We start from the raw sequence: 19,953 nt of genomic DNA, 5'->3' as shown, positions 1-19,953 counted from the left end.
GCGATCAGGACGGGTCAGGTCCGGTCCGCTTCCGGCGGTCCCGACGGCCTGGAACCGGACTGGCCCTCGTGAGGCCGGGATTTCCCCAACCCCGCACCATCCGAGTAGACTCAGTCAAGTTGTCAGCACGTCGCAGGCGGCTGAGCAGTCTTCTTGACGATGAACCAGTTCTTAGGAGGAACTAGTGGCAAAGGCAAAGTTCGAGCGGACGAAGCCGCACGTCAACATCGGCACCATCGGCCACGTTGACCACGGCAAGACCACGCTGACCGCCGCCATCTCGAAGGTCCTGTACGACAAGTACCCGGACCTGAACGAGGCCCGTGACTTCGCGACGATCGACTCCGCCCCCGAGGAGCGTCAGCGCGGCATCACCATCAACATCTCCCACGTGGAGTACCAGACCGAGAAGCGTCACTACGCCCACGTGGACGCCCCCGGTCACGCCGACTACATCAAGAACATGATCACCGGCGCCGCTCAGATGGACGGCGCGATCCTCGTGGTCGCCGCCACCGACGGCCCGATGGCCCAGACCCGTGAGCACGTGCTCCTGGCCCGCCAGGTCGGCGTGCCGGCCCTGCTCGTGGCCCTGAACAAGTCGGACATGGTCGAGGACGAGGAGCTCCTCGAGCTCGTCGAGATGGAGGTCCGCGAGCTGCTGTCCTCCCAGGACTTCGACGGCGACGAGGCCCCGGTCATCCGCACCTCCGGTCTGAAGGCCCTCGAGGGCGACGCCCAGTGGGTCAAGTCCGTCGAGGACCTCATGGAGGCCGTGGACGAGTTCATCCCGGACCCGGTCCGCGACAAGGACAAGCCGTTCCTGATGCCGATCGAGGACGTCTTCACCATCACCGGTCGTGGCACCGTGGTGACCGGTCGCGCCGAGCGCGGCACCCTGAAGATCAACTCCGAGGTCGAGATCGTCGGCATCCGCGACGTGCAGAAGACCACCGTCACCGGCATCGAGATGTTCCACAAGCAGCTCGACGAGGCCTGGGCCGGCGAGAACTGCGGTCTGCTGCTGCGCGGCCTGAAGCGCGACGACGTGGAGCGCGGCCAGGTCGTGGTGGAGCCGGGCTCCATCACCCCGCACACCAACTTCGAGGCGAACGTCTACATCCTGTCCAAGGACGAGGGTGGCCGTCACAACCCGTTCTACTCGAACTACCGCCCGCAGTTCTACTTCCGCACCACCGACGTCACCGGCGTCATCACGCTGCCCGAGGGCACCGAGATGGTCATGCCCGGCGACACCACCGAGATGTCGGTCGAGCTCATCCAGCCGATCGCCATGGAGGAGGGCCTCGGCTTCGCCATCCGCGAGGGTGGCCGCACCGTGGGCTCCGGCCGCGTCACCAAGATCACCAAGTGATCTGACGCATCCCGTCTCGTGGCTCCGTTGAGCCGCTGACGTGCGACGCCCCCGTCTCCGGGTCTTCCGGAGGCGGGGGCGTCGCCGTGTCCGACGACGGCGCGGCGGCGGCCGCTAGGCTGGGGAGCATGCCTGAACTGATCCTCCTCATCGCGGTGCTCGCCGTGGTCGTCGTGGCCGTGCGCTGGGCGCTGCGGACCTTCCGTCCCGAGATCGACCGTGCCCGGCGCATCCGGCGTGCGAACCGCGGCGGGGAGCTGGAGCGATGAGCCTGCCCAGCCCGCGCCGCCTGTTCGCCGTCACGGCGATGGCCGAGATGTTCACCTGGGCCGGTCTGCTGATCGCCATGGGCCTCAAGTACGGCGGAGTCACGGAGCGGGTGGTGCCGATCGCCGGCGGCGTCCACGGCTTCGTGTTCCTCTGCTATCTCGTGGTGACGGTCGCCGTGTGGATCGACGGGCGGTGGCCCGTGGCCCGCGGACTCCTCGGCCTCGGTTCGACGATCGTCCCGTTCATGACGGTCCCGTTCGAGCGGGCCCAGCGGCGGCGCGGCGAGCCGGCGTCGCGGTGGCAGGTCGTGGACCGTGCGCCGGGGGAGCGGCGGCCCCTCGAACGGCTCCTCGTCGTGGTGCTGCGCCACCCGGTGGTCAGCGCGCTCCTGGCGGTCGCCGTGGTCGCCGTCGTCTTCACCCTGCTGCTCAACGCCGGCCCGCCCACCGAGTGGGGCCGCTGAGCCCTGGGGCCGCCGGGCCCGGCCCGCCGATTGGCGGACCGGGCCCGCTTCTGTCTATACTGATTCGGTTGCTCAAGCGCCATTGCGCTGTCGTCGTGTGTCTCGCGGCGGCAGCTCGGCCCAGATGTGACGTCACCACTCCGACCCGCCACAGGCGTGTGCCCTCCCAGGAATGCGACACGCCCGACCGCGTGGACCGGAGTCCGGCGGCGGCGAGGAACCCGGTCCGACCGGATTCGCCCCGCGCGGGTGGAGGACAAGAAGGCGGGCACGATCCGCCGCACAGGGACAGGAACAGCACACCCGACGAGAGAGGCGTGACGCCATGGCGGGACAGAAGATCCGCATCCGGCTGAAGTCGTACGACCACGAGGTCATCGACGTCTCGGCCCGCAAGATCGTTGACACGGTCACGCGCGCAGGCGCAACGGTGGTCGGCCCCGTGCCGCTGCCGACGGAGAAGAACGTGTACTGCGTTATCCGTTCTCCCCACAAGTACAAGGACAGCCGCGAGCATTTCGAGATGCGCACCCACAAGCGGCTCATCGACATCATCGACCCGACCCCGAAGGCCGTCGACTCGCTCATGCGACTGGACCTGCCCGCGGACGTCAACATCGAGATCAAGCTCTGAGAGGGAGGTGCTGAGAGACTATGACCAACACCCAGAACATCAAGGGCCTGCTGGGCACGAAGCTCGGCATGACCCAGGTCTGGGATGAGGACAACAAGCTCATCCCCGTGACCGTGGTCAAGGCAGACCCGAACGTCGTCACCCAGCTGCGCTCCGAGGAGACCGACGGCTACACCGCCGTGCAGATCGCCTACGGCCAGATCGATCCCCGCCGCGTGACCAAGCCCCTGGCCGGTCACTTCGAGAAGGCCGGCGTGACCCCGCGTCGCCACCTCGTCGAGCTGCGCACCGCCGACGCCGCCGAGTACTCGCTCGGCCAGGACGTGACCGTGGAGGTCTTCGAGGCCGGCCAGAAGGTCGACGTCGTGGGCACCACCAAGGGCAAGGGCTTCGCCGGCGCCATGAAGCGCCACGGCTTCGCCGGTGTGGGCGCCTCGCACGGTGCGCACAAGAACCACCGCAAGCCCGGCTCCGTGGGCGGCGCGTCCACCCCCGGCCGCGTGTTCAAGGGCCAGCGCATGCCCGGTCGCATGGGCGCCGTGCGCCAGACCACCATGAACCTGACCCTCCACGGCATCGACGTGGAGAACAACCTCCTGCTGATCAAGGGCGCGGTGCCCGGCTCCAAGGGCCAGGTCGTGCTCGTCCGCAGCGCCGTGAAGGGAGCCTGAGACCATGGCTGAGAACTCCGTGAAGACCATCCAGGTCGATCTGCCCGCCGAGCTCTTCGATGTGCAGTCCAACGTGCCGCTCATGCACCAGGTCGTCGTCGCCCAGCTCGCCGCCGCCCGCCAGGGCACGCACAAGACGAAGCGCCGCGGCGAGGTGTCCGGTGCCGGTCGCAAGCCGTTCAAGCAGAAGGGCACCGGCCGCGCCCGTCAGGGCTCCATCCGCGCCCCGCACATGACCGGCGGTGGCGTCGTCCACGGCCCGACCCCGCGTGACTACTCGCAGCGCACCCCCAAGAAGATGAAGGCCGCCGCCCTGCGCGGTGCCCTGTCGGACCGCGCCCGCAACGGCCGCGTCCACGTCGTCGAGGCCCTCGTGTCCGGGACCACCCCGTCCACCAAGGCCGCCAAGGCGGGCCTCGCGTCCCTGAACACCGGCCGCAAGAACGTGCTGCTGGTGATCGACCGGGCCGACGACGTCGCCGCCCTGTCCGCCCGCAACCTGCCCGCGGTCCACACCCTGTACGCCGACCAGCTGAACACCTACGACGTGCTCGTCTCCGACGACGTCGTGTTCACCCAGGCGGCCTACGAGGCGTACGTGGCCCAGGCTTCCGGCGCCAAGAAGGAGGATGCCCAGTGAGCGGCTCCATCAACAAGGATCCCCGCGACGTGATCATCGCTCCCGTCGTGTCGGAGAAGAGCTACGGTCTGATCGACGAGGGCAAGTACACCTTCCTGGTCGACCCGCGCTCCAACAAGTCCGAGATCAAGCAGGCGGTGGAGCGCATCTTCAACGTCGACGTGGCCTCGGTCAACACCCTGAACCGTTCCGGCAAGCGCCGTCGCACCCGCTTCGGGTGGGGCCAGCGCAAGTCCACCAAGCGTGCCATCGTCACGCTCAAGGACGGGACCATCGACATCTTCGGAGGTCCGCTCGCCTGATCGGCGTGCGGAGACCACTTAATCGAGGAACTGACACATGGCTATCCGTAAGTACAAGCCGACCACCCCGGGCCTGCGTGGCTCGTCCGTGGCCGACTTCGCAGAGATCACCCGGTCCACGCCGGAGAAGTCCCTTCTCCGTCCGCTGCACAAGACCGGCGGCCGCAACAACACCGGTCGCATCACCACCCGTCACAAGGGCGGCGGCCACAAGCGCCAGTACCGCCTGGTCGACTTCCGTCGCCACGACAAGGACGGCGTGCCCGCCACCGTCGCGCACATCGAGTACGACCCGAACCGCACCGCCCGCATCGCGCTGCTGCACTACGCGGACGGCGCCAAGCGCTACATCCTGGCCCCGGCCAAGCTGAAGCAGGGCGACGTGGTCGAGGCCGGCCCGAACGCCGACATCAAGCCCGGCAACAACCTGCCGATGCGCAACATCCCCGTGGGCACCACCATCCACGCGGTGGAGCTGCGCCCCGGCGGCGGCGCCAAGATGGCCCGCTCCGCCGGCGCGTCCGTGCAGCTGGTCGCCCGCGAGGGCAAGTACGCCCAGCTGCGCCTGCCCTCCGGTGAGATCCGCAACGTCGACGTGCGCTGCCGCGCCACGATCGGCGAGGTCGGCAACGCCGAGCAGTCGAACATCAACTGGGGCAAGGCCGGCCGCATGCGCTGGAAGGGCGTCCGCCCGACCGTCCGTGGCGTCGTCATGAACCCGGTCGACCACCCGCACGGCGGTGGCGAGGGCAAGACCTCCGGCGGTCGTCACCCCGTCAACCGGAACGGCAAGCCCGAGGGCCGCACGCGTCGTCCGAACAAGGAAAGCGACAAGCTCATCGTGCGTCGCCGTCGTACCGGCAAGAACAAGCGATAAGGGAGCAGGGAAGACATGCCTCGCAGCCTGAAGAAGGGCCCCTTCGTCGATCAGCACCTCTACCTGAAGGTTCTGGCCGAGAACGAGAAGGGCAGCAAGAACGTCATCAAGACCTGGTCCCGCCGGTCGATGATCATCCCGGACATGCTGGGTCACACCATCGCGGTCCACGACGGACGCAAGCACGTCCCGGTGTTCGTCACCGAGTCCATGGTGGGTCACAAGCTGGGCGAGTTCGCCCCGACCCGGACCTACCGCGGCCACGTGAAGGACGACAAGAAGGGCAAGCGCCGCTGAGCCTGAGGGCACAGCACGCTTGACCTTCTCGAGAATCGAAAGAGAGAAGCAATGGAAGCCAAGGCAATTGCGCGCCACCTGCGCGTGACGCCGATGAAGGCCCGGCGCGTCGTCGACCTGGTCCGTGGCAAGCAGGCCACCGAAGCACTGGCCATCCTGAAGTTCGCCCAGCAGGGCGCTTCGGAGCCGGTGTACAAGCTGGTGGCCTCCGCGGTGGCGAACGCCCGCGTCAAGGCGGACCGCGAGGGCCAGGCCTTCGACGAGGACGCCCTCTACATCACCGAGGCCTTCGTGGACAAGGGCCCGACCATGAAGCGGTTCCAGCCCCGTGCTCAGGGCCGCGCGTACCGCATCAACAAGCGCACGAGCCACGTGACCGTGGTCGTCGCGTCCAAGGACGAGAAGGGTGGGAACTGACAATGGGCCAGAAGATCAACCCCAACGGGTTCCGCCTCGGCATCACCACCGACCACGTCTCGCACTGGTTCGCGGACTCCCACAAGGAGGGCCAGCGCTACGCTGACTTCCTCAAGGAGGACGTCAAGATCCGCGAGCTGATGACCACCGGCATGGAGCGCGCCGGCATCTCCAAGGTGGAGATCGAGCGCACCCGTGACCGCGTGCGCGTGGACATCCACACCGCGCGTCCGGGCATCGTGATCGGCCGCCGCGGCGCCGAGGCTGACCGCATCCGCGGTGAGCTCGAGAAGCTCACCGGCAAGCAGATCCAGCTGAACATCCTCGAGGTCAAGAACCCCGAGACCGATGCCCAGCTGGTGGCGCAGGGTGTGGCCGAGCAGCTCGCCTCGCGCGTGGCGTTCCGCCGCGCGATGAAGAAGGCGATCCAGTCCGCCATGCGCGCCGGCGCGCAGGGCATCCGCATCCAGTGCTCCGGCCGCCTCGGCGGCGCCGAGATGAGCCGCTCGGAGTTCTACCGCGAGGGTCGCGTGCCGCTGCACACCCTCCGCGCGAACATCGACTTCGGCAAGTTCGAGGCCAAGACCACCTTCGGCCGCATCGGCGTGAAGGTCTGGATCTACAAGGGCGACCTGACCGCCAAGGAGCTCGCGGCCAAGGAGGCCGCGCAGCCCTCCGGCCGTGGCCGTGGCGGCGAGCGCCGTGGCGGCGGTGAGCGTCGTCGTCGCAACGATCGCGCCGAGCGTGCTCCCCGCCAGGAGAACGCCGGCGCCGGCGCCGAGACCCCGGCCGCCGCTCCCGCTGAAGGAGGCAACGCCTGATGCTGATCCCCCGTCGCGTCAAGCACCGCAAGCAGCACCACCCCAAGCGTTCCGGCGCCGCCAAGGGCGGCACCACCGTGACGTTCGGCGAGTGGGGCATCCAGGCGCTCACGCCGGCCTATGTGACCAACCGTCAGATCGAGGCCGCCCGTATCGCCATGACCCGCTACATCAAGCGTGGCGGCAAGGTCTGGATCAACATCTACCCGGACCGTCCGCTCACCAAGAAGCCCGCCGAGACCCGCATGGGCTCCGGCAAGGGCTCGCCGGAGTGGTGGGTCGCCAACGTCAAGCCCGGACGCGTGCTCTTCGAGCTGTCGGGTGTCACGGAGGACGTCGCCCGCGAGGCGCTCCGCCTGGCCATCCACAAGCTGCCGCTGAAGGCCCGTATCATCCGTCGAGAGGGTGGTGAGTGATCCCATGGCGATCGGCACCAAGGATCTGAACGTCGAGTCCCTGGACGGGATGGACAACGCCCGCCTGCTGGAGGCCCTGAAGTCCTCCAAGGAGGAGCTGTTCAACCTGCGCTTCCAGGCCGCCACCGGTCAGCTGGACAACGCCAGCCGGCTGAAGGCCGTCAAGCGTGACATCGCGCGCATCTACACGATCCTGCGCGAGCGCGAGCTGGGCATCCGCGGCGATGTCGCCGCCGAGGCGCAGGCCGAGAAGAACGAGGAGGCTGCCAAGTGACCGAGCAGACCCCGGCCGTCTCCGAGGAGCGCGGCTACCGCAAGGCCCTCCGTGGCATCGTCGTCTCCGACAAGATGGACAAGACCATCGTCGTCGAGGTCGAGGACCGCAAGAAGCACTCGCTCTACGGCAAGGTGCTGAAGACCTCGAAGCGCGTGAAGGCGCACGACGAGGACAACACCGCCGGCGTGGGCGACCGCGTCCGCCTCGCCGAGACCCGCCCGCTGTCCGCCTCCAAGCGGTGGCGTCTGGTGGAGATCGTCGAGCGCGCCAAGTGATCGACCCGGCCCCCTGAGGGCCGGCGACGCAGAGGGCCGCCCCGTGCACTGGCACGGGGCGGCCTTGTGCGTTAGACTCTGATATTCGTGCGCCCTCTCGTTGGCAGGACCATCCATCCTGTGTGCCGAGGGCCGCGCACGCCGATCCCGGATCCGCCTCGGCCCTGCCCTGCGCGCCCCTCCGCTCTCGACCTCCCCGACGCTGTCTGAACACGCGTCGCCGGGGGACGACGGCGGGCGGCCCGCCTCGGGGGAGGGGTAAGCGTCCCGGGATGCCCGTTCAACCGTTCCGCAAGGCTCGCCCATCGTGGGGGAGAACCGGCGCGACGCTAGGAGAGACAAGTGATCCAGCAGGAGTCGCGGCTCAAGGTCGCCGACAACACCGGTGCGAAGGAAATCCTGACCATCCGTGTTCTCGGCGGTTCCGGACGCCGCTACGCAGGCATCGGCGACACCATCGTCGCCACCGTGAAGGACGCCATCCCCGGCGGCAACGTCAAGAAGGGCGACGTCGTCAAGGCCGTGGTGGTCCGCACCCGCAAGCAGTCCCGCCGTCCCGACGGCTCGTACATCAAGTTCGACGAGAACGCGGCGGTCATCCTGAAGACCGACGGCGAGCCCCGTGGCACGCGCATCTTCGGCCCCGTGGGTCGCGAGCTGCGTGACAAGAAGTTCATGAAGATCGTGTCGCTCGCCCCGGAGGTGATCTGACCTCATGGCCAAGATCAAGAAGGACGACCTCGTCCAGGTCATCAGTGGCAAGGACAAGGGCAAGCAGGGCAAGGTCCTGCGCGTGTTCCCGGCGGATGAGCGCGTGCTCGTCGAGGGCGTGAACCGCGTGACCAAGCACCTGCGCGCCGGCCAGGACAACAACGGTTCCACCGAGGGCGGCCTGCAGGTCGTCGAGGCCCCGATCCACATCTCGAACGTGGCCGTGGTGGACCCGGAGACCAAGAAGCCGACCCGTGTGGGCTACCGCTTCGAGACCGTCGAGAAGGACGGCGTGAGCAAGACCGTGAAGGTCCGCTTCGCCAAGGCCTCGGGGAAGGAGCTGTGATGACCGAGGTGCAGCAGACCGAGAAGGTCACCCCGCGTCTGAAGACCAAGTACCGCGACGAGATCCGCGGCGCCCTGCAGGAGCAGTTCCAGTACGGGAACGTCATGCAGGTGCCGGGTCTCGTGAAGGTCGTCGTCAACATGGGCGTCGGCGAGGCCGCCAAGGACTCCAAGATCATCGACGGCGCGGTCGCCGACCTCACCGCCATCACCGGCCAGAAGCCGATGATCACCAAGGCCCGCAAGTCCATCGCGCAGTTCAAGCTGCGTGAGGGCATGCCCATCGGCACGCACGCCACGCTCCGTGGCGACCGCATGTGGGAGTTCCTGGACCGCCTGGTCACGCTCGCGCTGCCGCGCATCCGTGACTTCCGCGGCCTGTCCGACCGCCAGTTCGACGGCAACGGCAACTACACCTTCGGCCTGTCCGAGCAGACCGTGTTCCACGAGATCGATCAGGACAAGATCGACCGCGTGCGCGGCATGGACATCACCGTGGTGACGACCGCCAAGAACGACGACGAGGGCCGCGCGCTGCTGAAGGCGCTGGGCTTCCCGTTCAAGACCGACCAGTAAGACCTCCACGCCACAGGTCCTCCACCGGTGAACCGGTGGCGGAAACCACGGCGAGAAAGGGCGTGAAGCCCACATGACCATGACCGATCCCGTCGCAGACATGCTGACCCGTCTGCGCAACGCAAACTCGGCCTACCACGACACCGTGTCCATGCCGTCCTCGAAGCTGAAGACTCGCGTCGCCGAGATCCTCAAGGCCGAGGGCTACATCCAGGACTGGCGCGAGGAGGAGGCCGAGGTCGGCAAGAAGCTGACCATCGACCTGAAGTTCGGCCCGCAGCGTGAGCGTGCGATCGCCGGCCTGCGCCGCATCTCCAAGCCGGGCCTGCGCGTGTACGCGAAGTCCACGAACCTGCCCCACGTGCTGGGCGGCCTCGGCATCGCCATCCTGTCCACCTCCTCTGGTCTCCTCACGAACCAGCAGGCCGCCAAGAAGGGCGTGGGCGGAGAAGTCCTCGCCTACGTCTGGTGACGGGCAAGACGGAAGAAAGGCTGAACTGACATGTCTCGAATCGGACGTCTCCCGATCACCATCCCCGCCGGCGTCGATGTGACCATCGACGGCGACCGCGTCTCCGTGAAGGGCCCCAAGGGCCAGCTCGAGCACTCGCTGCCCACGCCCATCACGGTCACCCTCGAGGAGGGGCAGGTCACCGTGGCCCGCCCCGACGACGAGCGTGAGTCCCGTTCCCTGCACGGTCTGACCCGCACCCTCATCAGCAACATGGTCGAGGGCGTGACCAACGGCTTCTCCAAGCAGCTCGAGGTCGTCGGCACCGGCTACCGCGTGCAGGCCAAGGGCCAGGACCTCGAGTTCGCCCTGGGCTACTCCCACCCCGTCCCGGTGAAGGCGCCCCAGGGCATCACCTTCACGGTGGAGGGCAACAAGGTCACCGTCGCCGGTATCGACAAGCAGCAGGTCGGCGAGACCGCCGCCAACATCCGCAAGCTGCGCCGCCCCGACCCGTACAAGGGCAAGGGCGTGCGCTACGCGGGCGAGCAGATCCGCCGCAAGGCCGGAAAGGCAGGTAAGTGATGTCTACTCTGAAGGTGAAGGGCAAGGGCAAGTTCAACGCCCGCACCCGCCGCCACCTCCGGGTGCGCAAGCGGATCTCCGGCACCACCGTCCGTCCCCGCCTCGTCGTCAACCGCTCTGCACGGCACATGTTCGTGCAGGTCGTGGACGACACGCAGAGCCGCACGCTCGCGTACGCCTCCACCATGGAGGCCGACGTGCGTGCGCTCGAGGGCGACAAGACGGCCAAGGCCAAGCGCGTGGGCGAGCTCGTCGCCGAGCGTGCCAAGGCGGCCGGCATCGAGGCCGTGGTCTTCGACCGCGGCGGCAACAAGTACCACGGGCGCGTCGCGGCCGTGGCCGACGGTGCGCGAGAGGGTGGGCTGCAGCTGTGACCGAGAACATCAACCAGAAGGACACTCAGGTGACCGAGAGCACCGAGACCACCGTCTCCGAGACCGGGTCGGGCTCGGCGAGCCAGACCACCGAGCGCGCCACCGGTGGCCGCGGCGGTCGCGACGGCGGCCGCGGTGGCCGTGACGGCGATCGTCGTGGCGGCCGTCGCGACGACCGCAACCGTCGTGGCGCCCAGGACGACGAGAAGGACCAGTTCCTCGAGCGCGTCGTGGGCATCAACCGCGTCTCCAAGGTCGTCAAGGGCGGCCGCCGCTTCTCCTTCACCGCCCTCGTGGTGGTGGGTGACGGCGACGGCACCGTCGGCGTCGGCTACGGCAAGGCGAAGGAGGTCCCCGCCGCGATCCAGAAGGCCGTGGAGGAGGCCAAGAAGTCCTTCTTCCGCGTCCCCCGCGTCGGCTCCACCATCCCGCACCTGGTGCAGGGTGAGGACGCCGCCGGCGTCGTGCTGCTCCGCCCGGCCTCCCCGGGTACCGGCGTGATCGCCGGCGGTCCGGTGCGCGCCGTGCTCGAGTGCGCCGGCATCCACGACGTGCTGTCCAAGTCCATGGGCTCCGTGAACGCGATCAACATCGTGCGCGGCACCGTGGACGCACTCAAGAAGCTGGAAGAGCCCCAGGCCGTCGCCGCCCGCCGCGGCAAGGCCCTGGACGAGATCGCCCCCCATGCGATGCTGCGCACCATGGAGAACGATCGCGCCCAGAAGAGCGCGAAGGCAGGTGCGTGAGCCGTGTTTGAGCCCACTCGCAAGAACATCCAGCCCTCGGACGCCACCCTGGTCATCACCCAGACCCGCGGCGTCACGGGCTCCAAGCAGAACCATCGGGACACCCTGCGCTCGCTGGGCCTGAAGCGGATCGGCCACCAGGTCACCCGCAAGGCCGACGCGGTGACGGTCGGCATGGTCAACACCGTGCCGCACCTGGTGTCCGTGGAGGAGGTCAACAATGGCTGACAACGACGCCATCAAGGTCCACGACCTGCGTCCGGCCCCCGGTGCCAAGACCGCCAAGACCCGCGTGGGTCGCGGTGAGGCGTCGAAGGGCAAGACCGCCGGTCGCGGCACCAAGGGCACCAAGGCCCGTTACCAGGTCCGTGCGGGCTTCGAGGGCGGCCAGCTGCCCCTGCAGATGCGTCTGCCGAAGCTCCGCGGCTTCAAGAACCCGTTCCGCACGGAGTACCAGGTCGTGAACCTGGACAAGCTCTCCGCGCACTTCCCCGAGGGCGGTGAGGTCACCGTGGACGCGCTCGTGTCCAAGGGCCTCGTCCGTCGCGGCCAGCCCGTCAAGGTGCTGGGCACGGGGGAGATCACCTCGGCCGTGCAGGTGAAGGCGAACGCCTTCTCCTCGTCCGCCGTGGAGAAGATCCAGGCCGCCGGCGGGTCCACCGAGACCCTCTGACACGCCGACCCATCGACCGAGGGCCCTGGCCCGGAGCAGCCGCTCCGGGCCAGGGCCCTCGGTCCGTCCGTGTAGACTCGCACAGCGGCCGCCCCGGTGTGGCCGCCGTCTCGTGCCCCGCCCCGCGGCCGGCGCGCGCCCCACAGGACCACCGCAGGAGGACTCGTGCTCAAGGCCATCGCCCGGATCGTCCGGACGCCTGACCTGTTGCGGAAGATCGCCTTCACGCTCGGGCTCATCGCCGTCTACCGGATGGGCGCCTTCGTGCCGGCCCCCGGGGTGGACTACCCGGCGGTGCAGCAGTGCCTCGCGGCGGGCAACGCCCAGGGCGGCCTGTACTCCTTCGTGAACATGTTCTCGGGCGGGGCGCTCCTGCAGGTGTCCGTCTTCGCGCTCGGCATCATGCCCTACATCACGGCGTCGATCATCGTGCAGCTGCTGCGCGTGGTGATCCCGCGCTTCGAGCAGCTCCACCAGGAGGGCCCGCAGGGCCAGGCGACGCTGACGCAGTACACCCGTTACCTGACCCTCGCCCTCGCCCTGCTGCAGGCGACCACGATGGCCTCGCTGGCCCGCACCGGGGCGCTGCTCGGATGCAGCCTGCCGCTGCTGCGCGACGGCTCCATCCTCACGGTGCTGCTCGTGGTCATCGCCCTGACCACCGGCTGTCTCATCGTCATGTGGTTCGGCGAGCGGATCACCGAGAACGGCGTGGGCAACGGCATGTCCCTGCTGATCTTCACCTCCATCGCGGCGGGCTTCCCGGCCGGCCTCGGCCAGGTGGTCCAGACGCAGGGCTGGCGCGTGTTCGCGATCGTCATGGGGATCGGCCTGCTCACCATGCTGGCCATCGTCTTCGTGGAGGAGTCGCAGCGCCGGATCCCGGTCCAGTACGCCAAGCGGCAGATCGGCTCACGGACCGTGGGCGGGTCGAGCACCTACATCCCGGTCAAGGTGAACATGGCCAACGTCATCCCGGTCATCTTCGCCTCCTCCGTGCTGATGCTCCCGGGCATCCTCATCCAGTTCAACACGCCGCAGGACGGCAGTGCGCCGGCCCCGTGGATCACGTGGCTGAGCCGGTACTTCGGCTCCGGTGACCACCCGGTGTACATGGCCCTGTACTTCCTGCTCATCATCGGCTTCACGTACTTCTACGTGTCCATCACGTTCAACCCGGTGGAGATCTCGGACAACATGAAGCGCTACGGCGGCTTCATCCCCGGCGTCCGCGCCGGCCGGCCCACCGAGCGTTACCTGCAGTACGTCATCAGCCGCATCACGTTCGTGGGTGCCCTCTACCTCGGTATCGTGGCCATGATCCCGCTGATCGCCTTCGCGGTGATCGGCACCAGCCAGAACTTCCCGCTCGGCGGCACGTCCATCCTCATCATGGTGGGCGTCGGCCTCCAGACCGTGAAGCAGGTCAGCGCACAGATGGAGCAGCGCCACTACGAGGGCCTGCTGCGCTGAGCCCCGACCCGATCCCGCAACGCCGTCCGTATCGACAGTGAGGAACACACGATGACCCGCATGCTGCTCATGGGCCCTCCCGGTTCCGGCAAGGGCACCCAGGCCGCCCGGATCGCCGACAAGCTGGGGATCGTCCCGATCTCCACCGGTGACATCTTCCGCCACAACGTGAAGTCGATGACGCCGCTCGGCGTCGAGGCCAAGAAGTACATCGACAACGGCGACTTCGTCCCCGATGAGGTCACGAACCGCATGGTCGCGGACCGCATCGCCCAGGCCGATGCGGAGCACGGCTTCCTGCTGGACGGCTACCCGCGCACGAAGGGCCAGGTCGAGGCGCTGGACGCCATGCTCGCCGAGGCCGGCCTGTCGCTGTCCGCCGTCGTCGAGCTGGAGGTGCCCGACGAGGAGCTCGTGGAGCGCCTGCTCAAGCGTGCCGAGATCGAGGGCCGCGCGGACGACACCCAGGAGGTCATCGAGCACCGCCTGGACCTGTACCACCGCGAGACCGAGTCCGTCATCCAGGAGTACGTGGAGCGCGGCATCGTCGCCCGCGTGGACGGCACCGGGCAGATCGACGACGTCACCGAGCGCCTGCTGCAGGCCGTGTACTCCGTGCGCGCAGCCACGGGCTCCCTGCCCGTGATCCAGCCGGGCGCGGAGTCCTGACCCCGTGATCGGCCGCCGCTCGCTCGAGCTCAAGACCGCCCCCCAGCTGCAGGCCATGCAGCGCGCGGGGGTGGTCCTGTCCGAGGCCCTGGACGCCACGCTGACCGCGGCCGCGCCGGGCGTCACCACCGCGGAGCTGGACGCCGTGTTCGCGGGCGTCCTGGCCGAGCGCGGTGCGACCTCCAACTTCCTGGGCTACTACGACTTCCCGGCCTCGATCTGCACCTCGGTCAACGACGAGGTCGTGCACGGCATCCCCGGGGACCGGGTCCTGCAGACCGGCGACGTGCTGAAGGTCGACGGGGGCGCGATCGTGGACGGCTGGCACGCCGACTCGGCCCGCACGGTGATCCTGGGCTCCTCCGCGGCCGGCACCGCGGACCCGGCCGACGAGCGCCTCTCGGCGATCACGCGGGAGGCGCTCTGGGTCGGCATCGCGGCCTTCGCGTCCGCCACCCATGTCGGGGACATCGGGGACGCCATCGACGACTTCGTCTCGGCGCAGCCGGGCGAGGAGCTCGGCATCCTCGAGGAGTACGTGGGGCACGGCATCGGCTCGGCCATGCACCTGCCCCCGGACGTGTTCAACTACCGCACCGGCCACCGGGGCCCCAAGATCCGCCCCGGTCTGGCGCTCGCCATCGAGCCGATGCTGGTGCGTGGCTCCATCGACACGAAGGTGCTCGCGGACGACTGGACCGTGGTGACCCTCGACGGCGCCCGCGCCAGCCAGTGGGAGCACTCGGTCTGCCGGCACGACGGCGGTGTGTGGGTGCTCACCGCGCCCGACGGCGGCGCCTCCGAGCTCGCCCGGTTCGGCGTGGTCCCGGTCCCGCCGGGGGAGTGAGCGGCCCGAGCTGTCGGCCGTCCGTCCCGCCCGTCCGGCGGACCGGGCGGCCGTCGTCGTCTGTGCTGGTTCTCAGACCGAGAATGCGGTATCGTCGAATGTTGTTCGTGTGCGCGCACTCGTGTGCGCCGGCGAGCAGACCCGTTCCCGCCCCGTCACCCGGCCCTCCGCGGCCGTGCCCGGGGCATGACGATTGTGGAGGACATGGCTAAGAAGGAAGGTGTCATCGAGGTCGAGGGCACGGTGTCGGAGGCATTGCCGAACGCGATGTTCCGGGTCCGTCTGCAGAACGAGCACGTCGTGCTCGCCACGATCTCCGGAAAGATGCGTCAGCACTACATCCGCATCCTCCCCGAGGATCGCGTCGTGGTGGAGCTTAGCCCGTACGACCTCAACCGGGGTCGGATCGTGTACCGATACAAGTAAGAACCCCCGTCCAAGCGAGCGCAGGAGGAAGAGCCGTGAAGGTTCAGCCGAGCGTGAAGCGGATTTGTGACAAGTGCCAGGTCGTGCGCCGTAAGGGCCGCGTGCTGGTGATCTGCTCGAACCCGCGCCACAAGCAGCGCCAGGGCTGATCGCCTCCCCGGGAGCCCGGGGAGCGACGCCGTCGCGTTGACCACACCACCCACCGGCCATCGGGCCGAACAGCAGGGACAGCGGTCCACCCCGTGAGGGGAGGGCCCCCACCTCCGGCCGCAGGGGCCGGAGACCGACGACGGCGGACGCCCGCCGCGGAGCACGCCGGATCTTCCCCGGCGCCGCGACGACGGGTCCGCGAGGCCCAGTGCCGCGTCGTGCGGGACGTCCCTGGTGCAGACCCCTGCTGCAGAAGAACAGGAGGACGGCCACATGGCTCGTCTTGCAGGCGTTGACATTCCGCGCGAGAAGCGCGTGATCATCGCACTCACGTACATCTACGGTGTGGGCAAGACCCGCGCTGAGGAGACCCTCGCCGCCACGGGCATCGACCCGAACATCCGCGTGAAGGACCTCTCCGACGAGCAGCTGGTGCAGCTGCGCGACCACATCGAGGGCAGCTACAAGGTGGAGGGCGACCTCCGCCGCGAGGTGGCCGCCGACATCCGTCGCAAGGTGGAGATCGGCTCCTACGAGGGCCTGCGCCACCGCCGCGGCCTGCCGGTGCGCGGCCAGCGCACGAAGACCAACGCCCGTACCCGCAAGGGCCCCAAGAAGACGGTCGCCGGCAAGAAGAAGTGATCCTGCACCGGCGGTGACCGCGTCCACGTCCGGACGCCCCGCCCGCAGCATCAGCACCAGCAGCTTTCCCGGAGGAGAATCACATGCCCCCCAAGACTCGCGCATCGGCTGCCCGCAAGCCGCGTCGCAAGGCCAACAAGAACATCACCGTGGGCCAGGCCCACATCAAGAGCACGTTCAACAACACCATCGTGTCCATCACGGACACCACGGGTGCCGTCATCTCCTGGGCCTCGTCCGGCGAGGTCGGCTTCAAGGGGTCGCGCAAGTCGACCCCGTACGCCGCGCAGATGGCCGCCGAGCAGGCCGCCAAGCGTGCGCAGGAGCACGGCATGAAGAAGGTGGACGTCTTCGTGAAGGGTCCGGGCTCGGGCCGCGAGACCGCCATCCGCTCCCTGCAGGCCGCCGGCCTCGAGGTGGGGTCCATCCAGGACGTCACCCCCATGGCCCACAACGGCGCTCGCCCGGCGAAGCGCCGCCGCGTCTGACCTGAGCGCTGTGTCCGCGTCCGCCCCCGCCCGGGGCGGACGCGGACAGGTCTGCGGACCTGCCCCCACCCCGTCCTCGTTTCCACCCACCGCGTGCGTCATATGGCGGACGCTCGCCGAAAGGAAATGTCCGTGCTCATTGCACAGCGCCCCACGCTGACCGAAGAGGTCGTCTCCGACCGTCGTTCCCGGTTCGTCATCGAGCCCCTGGAGCCCGGCTTCGGCTACACCCTCGGCAACTCCCTGCGCCGCACTCTGCTCTCGTCGATCCCCGGTGCTGCCGTGACCAGCATCCGCGTGGACGGCGTGCTGCACGAGTTCAGCACCGTCAACGGAGTCAAGGAGGATGTCACCGAGATCATCCTCAACATCAAGAAGCTCTCCGTCTCCTCGGAGAACGACGAGCCCGTGGTGGCCTACCTGCGCAAGCAGGGGGCCGGCGTCGTCACCGCCGCGGACATCACCGCGCCGGCCGGCGTCGAGATCCACAACCCGGACCTGCACATCGCGACCCTGAACGCGAAGGGCAAGTTCGACATGGAGCTGACCATCGAGCGCGGTCGCGGCTACGTGACCGCCGCCCAGAACAAGTCCGCGGACGCGGAGATCGGCCGTATCCCGGTCGACTCCATCTACTCCCCGGTCCTCAAGGTGACCTTCAAGGTCGAGGCCACCCGTGTGGAGCAGCGCACCGACTTCGACCGTCTGATCCTGGACGTGGAGACCAAGGAGAACATGCTGCCGCGTGACGCGGTGGCCTCTGCCGGCTCCACCCTGGTCGAGCTGTTCGGCCTGGCCCGCTCGCTCAACGTCGAGGCCGAGGGCATCGACCTGGGTGACGAGCCCGAGGTCGTCGAGGGCTCCGCCGACCTGGCCCAGCCGATCGAGGAGCTCGAGCTCACCGTGCGCTCGTACAACTGCCTCAAGCGCGAGGGCATCCACACCGTGGGCGAGCTCGTGGGCCGTTCCGAGGCCGACCTGATGGACATCCGCAACTTCGGCGCGAAGTCCATCGACGAGGTCAAGGAGAAGCTCCAGGAGCTGGGCCTGTCCCTCAAGGACTCGCCGGCCGGCTACGACCCGCAGGCGCACGCGCGCCAGATGGACGACGACCCGTTCTCGGACTACTGAGCCGATTCCGCACCACCTGACATCTTCGACCCGACGCCGCAGCCGGCTGAAGGGTCCCACCCGAGGAGAAACACCATGCCTACCCCCACCAAGGGTCCGCGTCTGGGCGGCAGCCCGGCCCACGAGCGCATCATGCTGGCGAACATGTCCGCCCAGCTGTTCGAGCACAAGTCGATCACCACGACGCTCACCCGCGCCAAGCGCCTGCGCCCCTACGCCGAGCGCCTGATCACCTTCGCCAAGAAGGGCGATCTGCCGGCCCGCCGCAAGGTGCAGGGTCTCATCGCCGCCAAGAACCGCACCAACAAGGCGGTCGTGCACGAGCTGTTCACCGTGATCGGCCCCGCGATGGCCGAGCGCAACGGCGGCTACACCCGCATCACCAAGATCGGCAACCGCCATGGCGACAACGCGCCCATGGCCGTGATCGAGCTGATCATGGACCCGATCTCCGGCAAGCAGGCCGTGGTGCGTGAGGCCGAGCAGGCCGCCGCGTCCGCGCCGGCCGCCCCGGCCGAGTCCACCCCGGTGGAGGCCGTCGACCCGGCCGCCACCGAGGAGGTCACCGTGGCCGAGTCGCAGGAGACCGCCGCCGAGATCGACGGCGCCGTGCCCACCACCGAGGACGGCTCGGCTCCGGCCGAGGCCACCATCAAGGGCAACGCCAGCTCGAAGAAGTACCACGTCCCCGGCTCGCGCTGGTATGACCAGACCACCGCCGAGGTCTGGTTCTCCACCGTCGAGGAGGCCAAGGCCGCGGGCTTCGAGCCCGCCGGTGGCGAGGCCGCCCAGAAGATGGCCTGACGCCATCGCGGGAGTCCGCGTCCGTCCCCGTGACGACGCATCGGCGAAGGGCCGTCCACCACTCGGTGGGCGGCCCTTCGCCGTCCCCGGCCCCGACCCGCTTGAGGAGCAGCATGAGCGAGCAGCACCGCCCGGACGCCCCGCCGGCGCCCGGGGAACCCGCGTCCGTGCGAGTCCGCCTGGACCTGGCCTACGACGGCGGCACCTTCCACGGCTGGGCCCGCCAGCCCGGTCTCGACTCGGTCCAGGGTGCGCTGGAGGACGGGCTCGAGCGGATCCTGCGCCGGCCCGTGCGCACGGTGGTCGCCGGCCGCACCGACGCGGGGGTGCACGCGCGCGGCCAGGTCGTCCACCTCGACCTGACCGAGACGGAGTGGGCGGGCCTGACCCGCGGCCGGCCCGGCCTGGAACCGGCCACCTCCCTCACCCGACGCCTCGGCGGGGTGCTCTCCGGGTGGGGCGGGGCCGTCGTCGTGCACGGGGCGCGGCGGGCCCCCGCGGGCTTCGACGCGCGGTTCAGCGCGCTGTGGCGCGAGTACGAGTACCGGATCGACGACGCACCCGCCGCGCGTGATCCGCGCACGCGGGGCTTCACCCACTGGCACGGCGCCGCCCTGGACGATCGCCTCATGGCGCTGGAGGCCGACGCCGTCCTCGGACTCCACGACTTCCTGTCCTTCTGCCGGCCCCGCGCGGGCGCCACGACCATCCGCGAGGTCCAGCACCTGGAGGTGCGACGCGATGAGGACGGCGTCGTGCGCGTCCGGATCCGGGCCGACGCGTTCTGCCACAACATGGTCCGGGCGATCGTCGGGGCGCTGCTCCAGGTGGGGGAGGGGGCACGCGAGCCCGGCTGGCTCGCTCACCGGGTGGCGAGGCCTGCCCGCGACTCCGAGGTGCGCCTCGCCCCGCCCGGGGGGCTGACGCTGCTCGCCGTCGGCTATCCCGACGAGACGGAGGAGCTGCACCGGCGCGCCGAGGGCACCCGGGCGAAGCGGACCCTGTGAGCCGGGGCGGCCCGCGGTAGCGGCTTTTGGCTCCGGGGCCCGCGTTCGGTAGGATGGGTGGACGTTGCGCATGCCCGCACCCGGATGCGTCGTGCCGCGAGTGGCTCAGTTGCATGGCCT

At 69.1% G+C, this 19,953-nt stretch carries 33 protein-coding genes; all 33 read left to right on the top strand.

Annotated features, from left to right (window positions below; all coding sequences use genetic code 11):
• Nucleotides 1–184: 184 nt before the first annotated feature.
• Nucleotides 185–1,375 carry an elongation factor Tu gene (gene tuf / locus MF605_RS04360; RefSeq protein ID WP_036381538.1) on the top strand — a complete coding sequence of 397 codons (1,191 nt, stop codon included), beginning with the start codon at nucleotides 185–187 and terminating at the stop codon, nucleotides 1,373–1,375.
• Nucleotides 1,376–1,503: 128 nt separating this feature from the next.
• Nucleotides 1,504–1,644, top strand: a complete 141-nt coding sequence (locus tag MF605_RS04355; protein ID WP_166795266.1) for a hypothetical protein — start codon at nucleotides 1,504–1,506, stop codon at nucleotides 1,642–1,644.
• Nucleotides 1,641–2,108 carry a DUF3817 domain-containing protein gene (locus MF605_RS04350; RefSeq protein ID WP_089529312.1) on the top strand — a complete coding sequence of 156 codons (468 nt, stop codon included), beginning with the start codon at nucleotides 1,641–1,643 and terminating at the stop codon, nucleotides 2,106–2,108. The genes MF605_RS04355 and MF605_RS04350 overlap by 4 nt, the downstream gene beginning before the upstream one ends.
• 325 nt (nucleotides 2,109–2,433) lie before the next feature.
• The gene (gene rpsJ / locus MF605_RS04345) at nucleotides 2,434–2,742 is read left to right on the top strand and encodes a 30S ribosomal protein S10 (RefSeq protein ID WP_002857463.1); all 309 of its coding nucleotides are present in this window, start codon (nucleotides 2,434–2,436) and stop codon (nucleotides 2,740–2,742) included.
• A gap of 20 nt (nucleotides 2,743–2,762) precedes the next feature.
• The gene (rplC, locus tag MF605_RS04340) at nucleotides 2,763–3,413 is read left to right on the top strand and encodes a 50S ribosomal protein L3 (protein WP_010080384.1); all 651 of its coding nucleotides are present in this window, start codon (nucleotides 2,763–2,765) and stop codon (nucleotides 3,411–3,413) included.
• Nucleotides 3,414–3,417: 4 nt separating this feature from the next.
• Nucleotides 3,418–4,053: a 50S ribosomal protein L4 gene (gene rplD / locus MF605_RS04335; RefSeq protein WP_010080385.1), complete on the top strand. Its 636-nt coding sequence runs from the start codon at nucleotides 3,418–3,420 to the stop codon at nucleotides 4,051–4,053.
• Nucleotides 4,050–4,355, top strand: coding sequence for a 50S ribosomal protein L23 (gene rplW, locus MF605_RS04330; protein ID WP_002857471.1), 306 nt, complete (start codon nucleotides 4,050–4,052; stop codon nucleotides 4,353–4,355). Before rplD ends, rplW begins: the two co-directional genes overlap by 4 nt.
• Before the next feature lie 37 nt (nucleotides 4,356–4,392).
• Nucleotides 4,393–5,232, top strand: coding sequence for a 50S ribosomal protein L2 (gene rplB / locus MF605_RS04325; protein ID WP_010080386.1), 840 nt, complete (start codon nucleotides 4,393–4,395; stop codon nucleotides 5,230–5,232).
• A gap of 15 nt (nucleotides 5,233–5,247) precedes the next feature.
• Nucleotides 5,248–5,529, top strand: a complete 282-nt coding sequence (rpsS, locus tag MF605_RS04320; protein ID WP_002857475.1) for a 30S ribosomal protein S19 — start codon at nucleotides 5,248–5,250, stop codon at nucleotides 5,527–5,529.
• A gap of 51 nt (nucleotides 5,530–5,580) precedes the next feature.
• Nucleotides 5,581–5,946 carry a 50S ribosomal protein L22 gene (gene rplV, locus MF605_RS04315; RefSeq protein ID WP_134416844.1) on the top strand — a complete coding sequence of 122 codons (366 nt, stop codon included), beginning with the start codon at nucleotides 5,581–5,583 and terminating at the stop codon, nucleotides 5,944–5,946.
• A 2-nt stretch (nucleotides 5,947–5,948) separates the two neighbouring features.
• Nucleotides 5,949–6,767 (top strand): 30S ribosomal protein S3, encoded by an 819-nt coding sequence (gene rpsC / locus MF605_RS04310; protein WP_002857479.1) that lies wholly within the window; start codon nucleotides 5,949–5,951, stop codon nucleotides 6,765–6,767.
• Complete coding sequence (rplP, locus tag MF605_RS04305; protein ID WP_036317764.1) at nucleotides 6,767–7,183, top strand: 50S ribosomal protein L16; 417 nt, start codon at nucleotides 6,767–6,769, stop codon at nucleotides 7,181–7,183. The genes rpsC and rplP overlap by 1 nt, the downstream gene beginning before the upstream one ends.
• Nucleotides 7,184–7,187: 4 nt before the next feature.
• Nucleotides 7,188–7,457, top strand: coding sequence for a 50S ribosomal protein L29 (gene rpmC / locus MF605_RS04300; RefSeq protein ID WP_036317766.1), 270 nt, complete (start codon nucleotides 7,188–7,190; stop codon nucleotides 7,455–7,457).
• On the top strand, nucleotides 7,454–7,735 hold the full coding sequence (gene rpsQ / locus MF605_RS04295) for a 30S ribosomal protein S17 (RefSeq protein ID WP_036317768.1): 282 nt from the start codon (nucleotides 7,454–7,456) through the stop codon (nucleotides 7,733–7,735). The genes rpmC and rpsQ overlap by 4 nt, the downstream gene beginning before the upstream one ends.
• 342 nt (nucleotides 7,736–8,077) lie before the next feature.
• Nucleotides 8,078–8,446, top strand: coding sequence for a 50S ribosomal protein L14 (rplN, locus tag MF605_RS04290; RefSeq protein WP_002857487.1), 369 nt, complete (start codon nucleotides 8,078–8,080; stop codon nucleotides 8,444–8,446).
• A gap of 4 nt (nucleotides 8,447–8,450) precedes the next feature.
• Nucleotides 8,451–8,792: a 50S ribosomal protein L24 gene (gene rplX / locus MF605_RS04285; protein ID WP_036317770.1), complete on the top strand. Its 342-nt coding sequence runs from the start codon at nucleotides 8,451–8,453 to the stop codon at nucleotides 8,790–8,792.
• Nucleotides 8,792–9,367, top strand: a complete 576-nt coding sequence (rplE, locus tag MF605_RS04280) for a 50S ribosomal protein L5 (protein ID WP_036317773.1) — start codon at nucleotides 8,792–8,794, stop codon at nucleotides 9,365–9,367. The genes rplX and rplE overlap by 1 nt, the downstream gene beginning before the upstream one ends.
• A 73-nt stretch (nucleotides 9,368–9,440) precedes the next feature.
• Nucleotides 9,441–9,839 carry a 30S ribosomal protein S8 gene (gene rpsH / locus MF605_RS04275; protein WP_002857494.1) on the top strand — a complete coding sequence of 133 codons (399 nt, stop codon included), beginning with the start codon at nucleotides 9,441–9,443 and terminating at the stop codon, nucleotides 9,837–9,839.
• Between the two features lie 30 nt (nucleotides 9,840–9,869).
• Entirely contained in the window at nucleotides 9,870–10,403 is a 534-nt protein-coding gene (gene rplF, locus MF605_RS04270; protein ID WP_036317775.1) for a 50S ribosomal protein L6, read from the top strand.
• Nucleotides 10,403–10,777, top strand: a complete 375-nt coding sequence (gene rplR / locus MF605_RS04265) for a 50S ribosomal protein L18 (protein ID WP_002857498.1) — start codon at nucleotides 10,403–10,405, stop codon at nucleotides 10,775–10,777. Before rplF ends, rplR begins: the two co-directional genes overlap by 1 nt.
• Nucleotides 10,774–11,523: a 30S ribosomal protein S5 gene (rpsE, locus tag MF605_RS04260; RefSeq protein ID WP_002857500.1), complete on the top strand. Its 750-nt coding sequence runs from the start codon at nucleotides 10,774–10,776 to the stop codon at nucleotides 11,521–11,523. The genes rplR and rpsE overlap by 4 nt, the downstream gene beginning before the upstream one ends.
• 3 nt (nucleotides 11,524–11,526) lie before the next feature.
• A complete protein-coding gene (rpmD, locus tag MF605_RS04255) occupies nucleotides 11,527–11,751 on the top strand; it encodes a 50S ribosomal protein L30 (RefSeq protein ID WP_002857502.1) in 225 nt (74 codons plus the stop codon).
• Nucleotides 11,744–12,196, top strand: coding sequence for a 50S ribosomal protein L15 (gene rplO, locus MF605_RS04250; protein ID WP_036317776.1), 453 nt, complete (start codon nucleotides 11,744–11,746; stop codon nucleotides 12,194–12,196). Before rpmD ends, rplO begins: the two co-directional genes overlap by 8 nt.
• A gap of 165 nt (nucleotides 12,197–12,361) precedes the next feature.
• Nucleotides 12,362–13,669 (top strand): preprotein translocase subunit SecY, encoded by a 1,308-nt coding sequence (gene secY, locus MF605_RS04245; protein ID WP_012751035.1) that lies wholly within the window; start codon nucleotides 12,362–12,364, stop codon nucleotides 13,667–13,669.
• 51 nt (nucleotides 13,670–13,720) lie between these two features.
• Entirely contained in the window at nucleotides 13,721–14,338 is a 618-nt protein-coding gene (locus MF605_RS04240) for an adenylate kinase (protein ID WP_044659554.1), read from the top strand.
• Nucleotides 14,339–14,342: 4 nt separating this feature from the next.
• The gene (gene map, locus MF605_RS04235; protein ID WP_036317782.1) at nucleotides 14,343–15,185 is read left to right on the top strand and encodes a type I methionyl aminopeptidase; all 843 of its coding nucleotides are present in this window, start codon (nucleotides 14,343–14,345) and stop codon (nucleotides 15,183–15,185) included.
• Between the two features lie 204 nt (nucleotides 15,186–15,389).
• Nucleotides 15,390–15,611 carry a translation initiation factor IF-1 gene (infA, locus tag MF605_RS04230; protein ID WP_010080397.1) on the top strand — a complete coding sequence of 74 codons (222 nt, stop codon included), beginning with the start codon at nucleotides 15,390–15,392 and terminating at the stop codon, nucleotides 15,609–15,611.
• A 35-nt stretch (nucleotides 15,612–15,646) separates the two neighbouring features.
• Complete coding sequence (gene rpmJ, locus MF605_RS04225; protein ID WP_002857509.1) at nucleotides 15,647–15,760, top strand: 50S ribosomal protein L36; 114 nt, start codon at nucleotides 15,647–15,649, stop codon at nucleotides 15,758–15,760.
• A gap of 274 nt (nucleotides 15,761–16,034) precedes the next feature.
• A complete protein-coding gene (gene rpsM / locus MF605_RS04220) occupies nucleotides 16,035–16,403 on the top strand; it encodes a 30S ribosomal protein S13 (protein WP_017487821.1) in 369 nt (122 codons plus the stop codon).
• Nucleotides 16,404–16,486: 83 nt separating this feature from the next.
• Nucleotides 16,487–16,891, top strand: a complete 405-nt coding sequence (gene rpsK / locus MF605_RS04215; RefSeq protein WP_002857513.1) for a 30S ribosomal protein S11 — start codon at nucleotides 16,487–16,489, stop codon at nucleotides 16,889–16,891.
• Between the two features lie 132 nt (nucleotides 16,892–17,023).
• On the top strand, nucleotides 17,024–18,022 hold the full coding sequence (locus tag MF605_RS04210) for a DNA-directed RNA polymerase subunit alpha (RefSeq protein ID WP_044659560.1): 999 nt from the start codon (nucleotides 17,024–17,026) through the stop codon (nucleotides 18,020–18,022).
• A gap of 75 nt (nucleotides 18,023–18,097) precedes the next feature.
• The gene (gene rplQ, locus MF605_RS04205; RefSeq protein ID WP_078025925.1) at nucleotides 18,098–18,826 is read left to right on the top strand and encodes a 50S ribosomal protein L17, sunset domain variant; all 729 of its coding nucleotides are present in this window, start codon (nucleotides 18,098–18,100) and stop codon (nucleotides 18,824–18,826) included.
• A gap of 113 nt (nucleotides 18,827–18,939) precedes the next feature.
• Nucleotides 18,940–19,833 (top strand): tRNA pseudouridine(38-40) synthase TruA, encoded by an 894-nt coding sequence (gene truA / locus MF605_RS04200; RefSeq protein ID WP_134416845.1) that lies wholly within the window; start codon nucleotides 18,940–18,942, stop codon nucleotides 19,831–19,833.
• The last annotated feature ends 120 nt before the right edge of the window (nucleotides 19,834–19,953 follow it).

It is taken from the genome of Micrococcus luteus, assembly GCF_022664405.1.
Lineage (GTDB): Bacteria > Actinomycetota > Actinomycetes > Actinomycetales > Micrococcaceae > Micrococcus > Micrococcus luteus.
The sequence above is the reverse complement of the archived record's forward strand: the minus strand, read 5'-3'. Positions and strand labels throughout refer to the sequence as shown.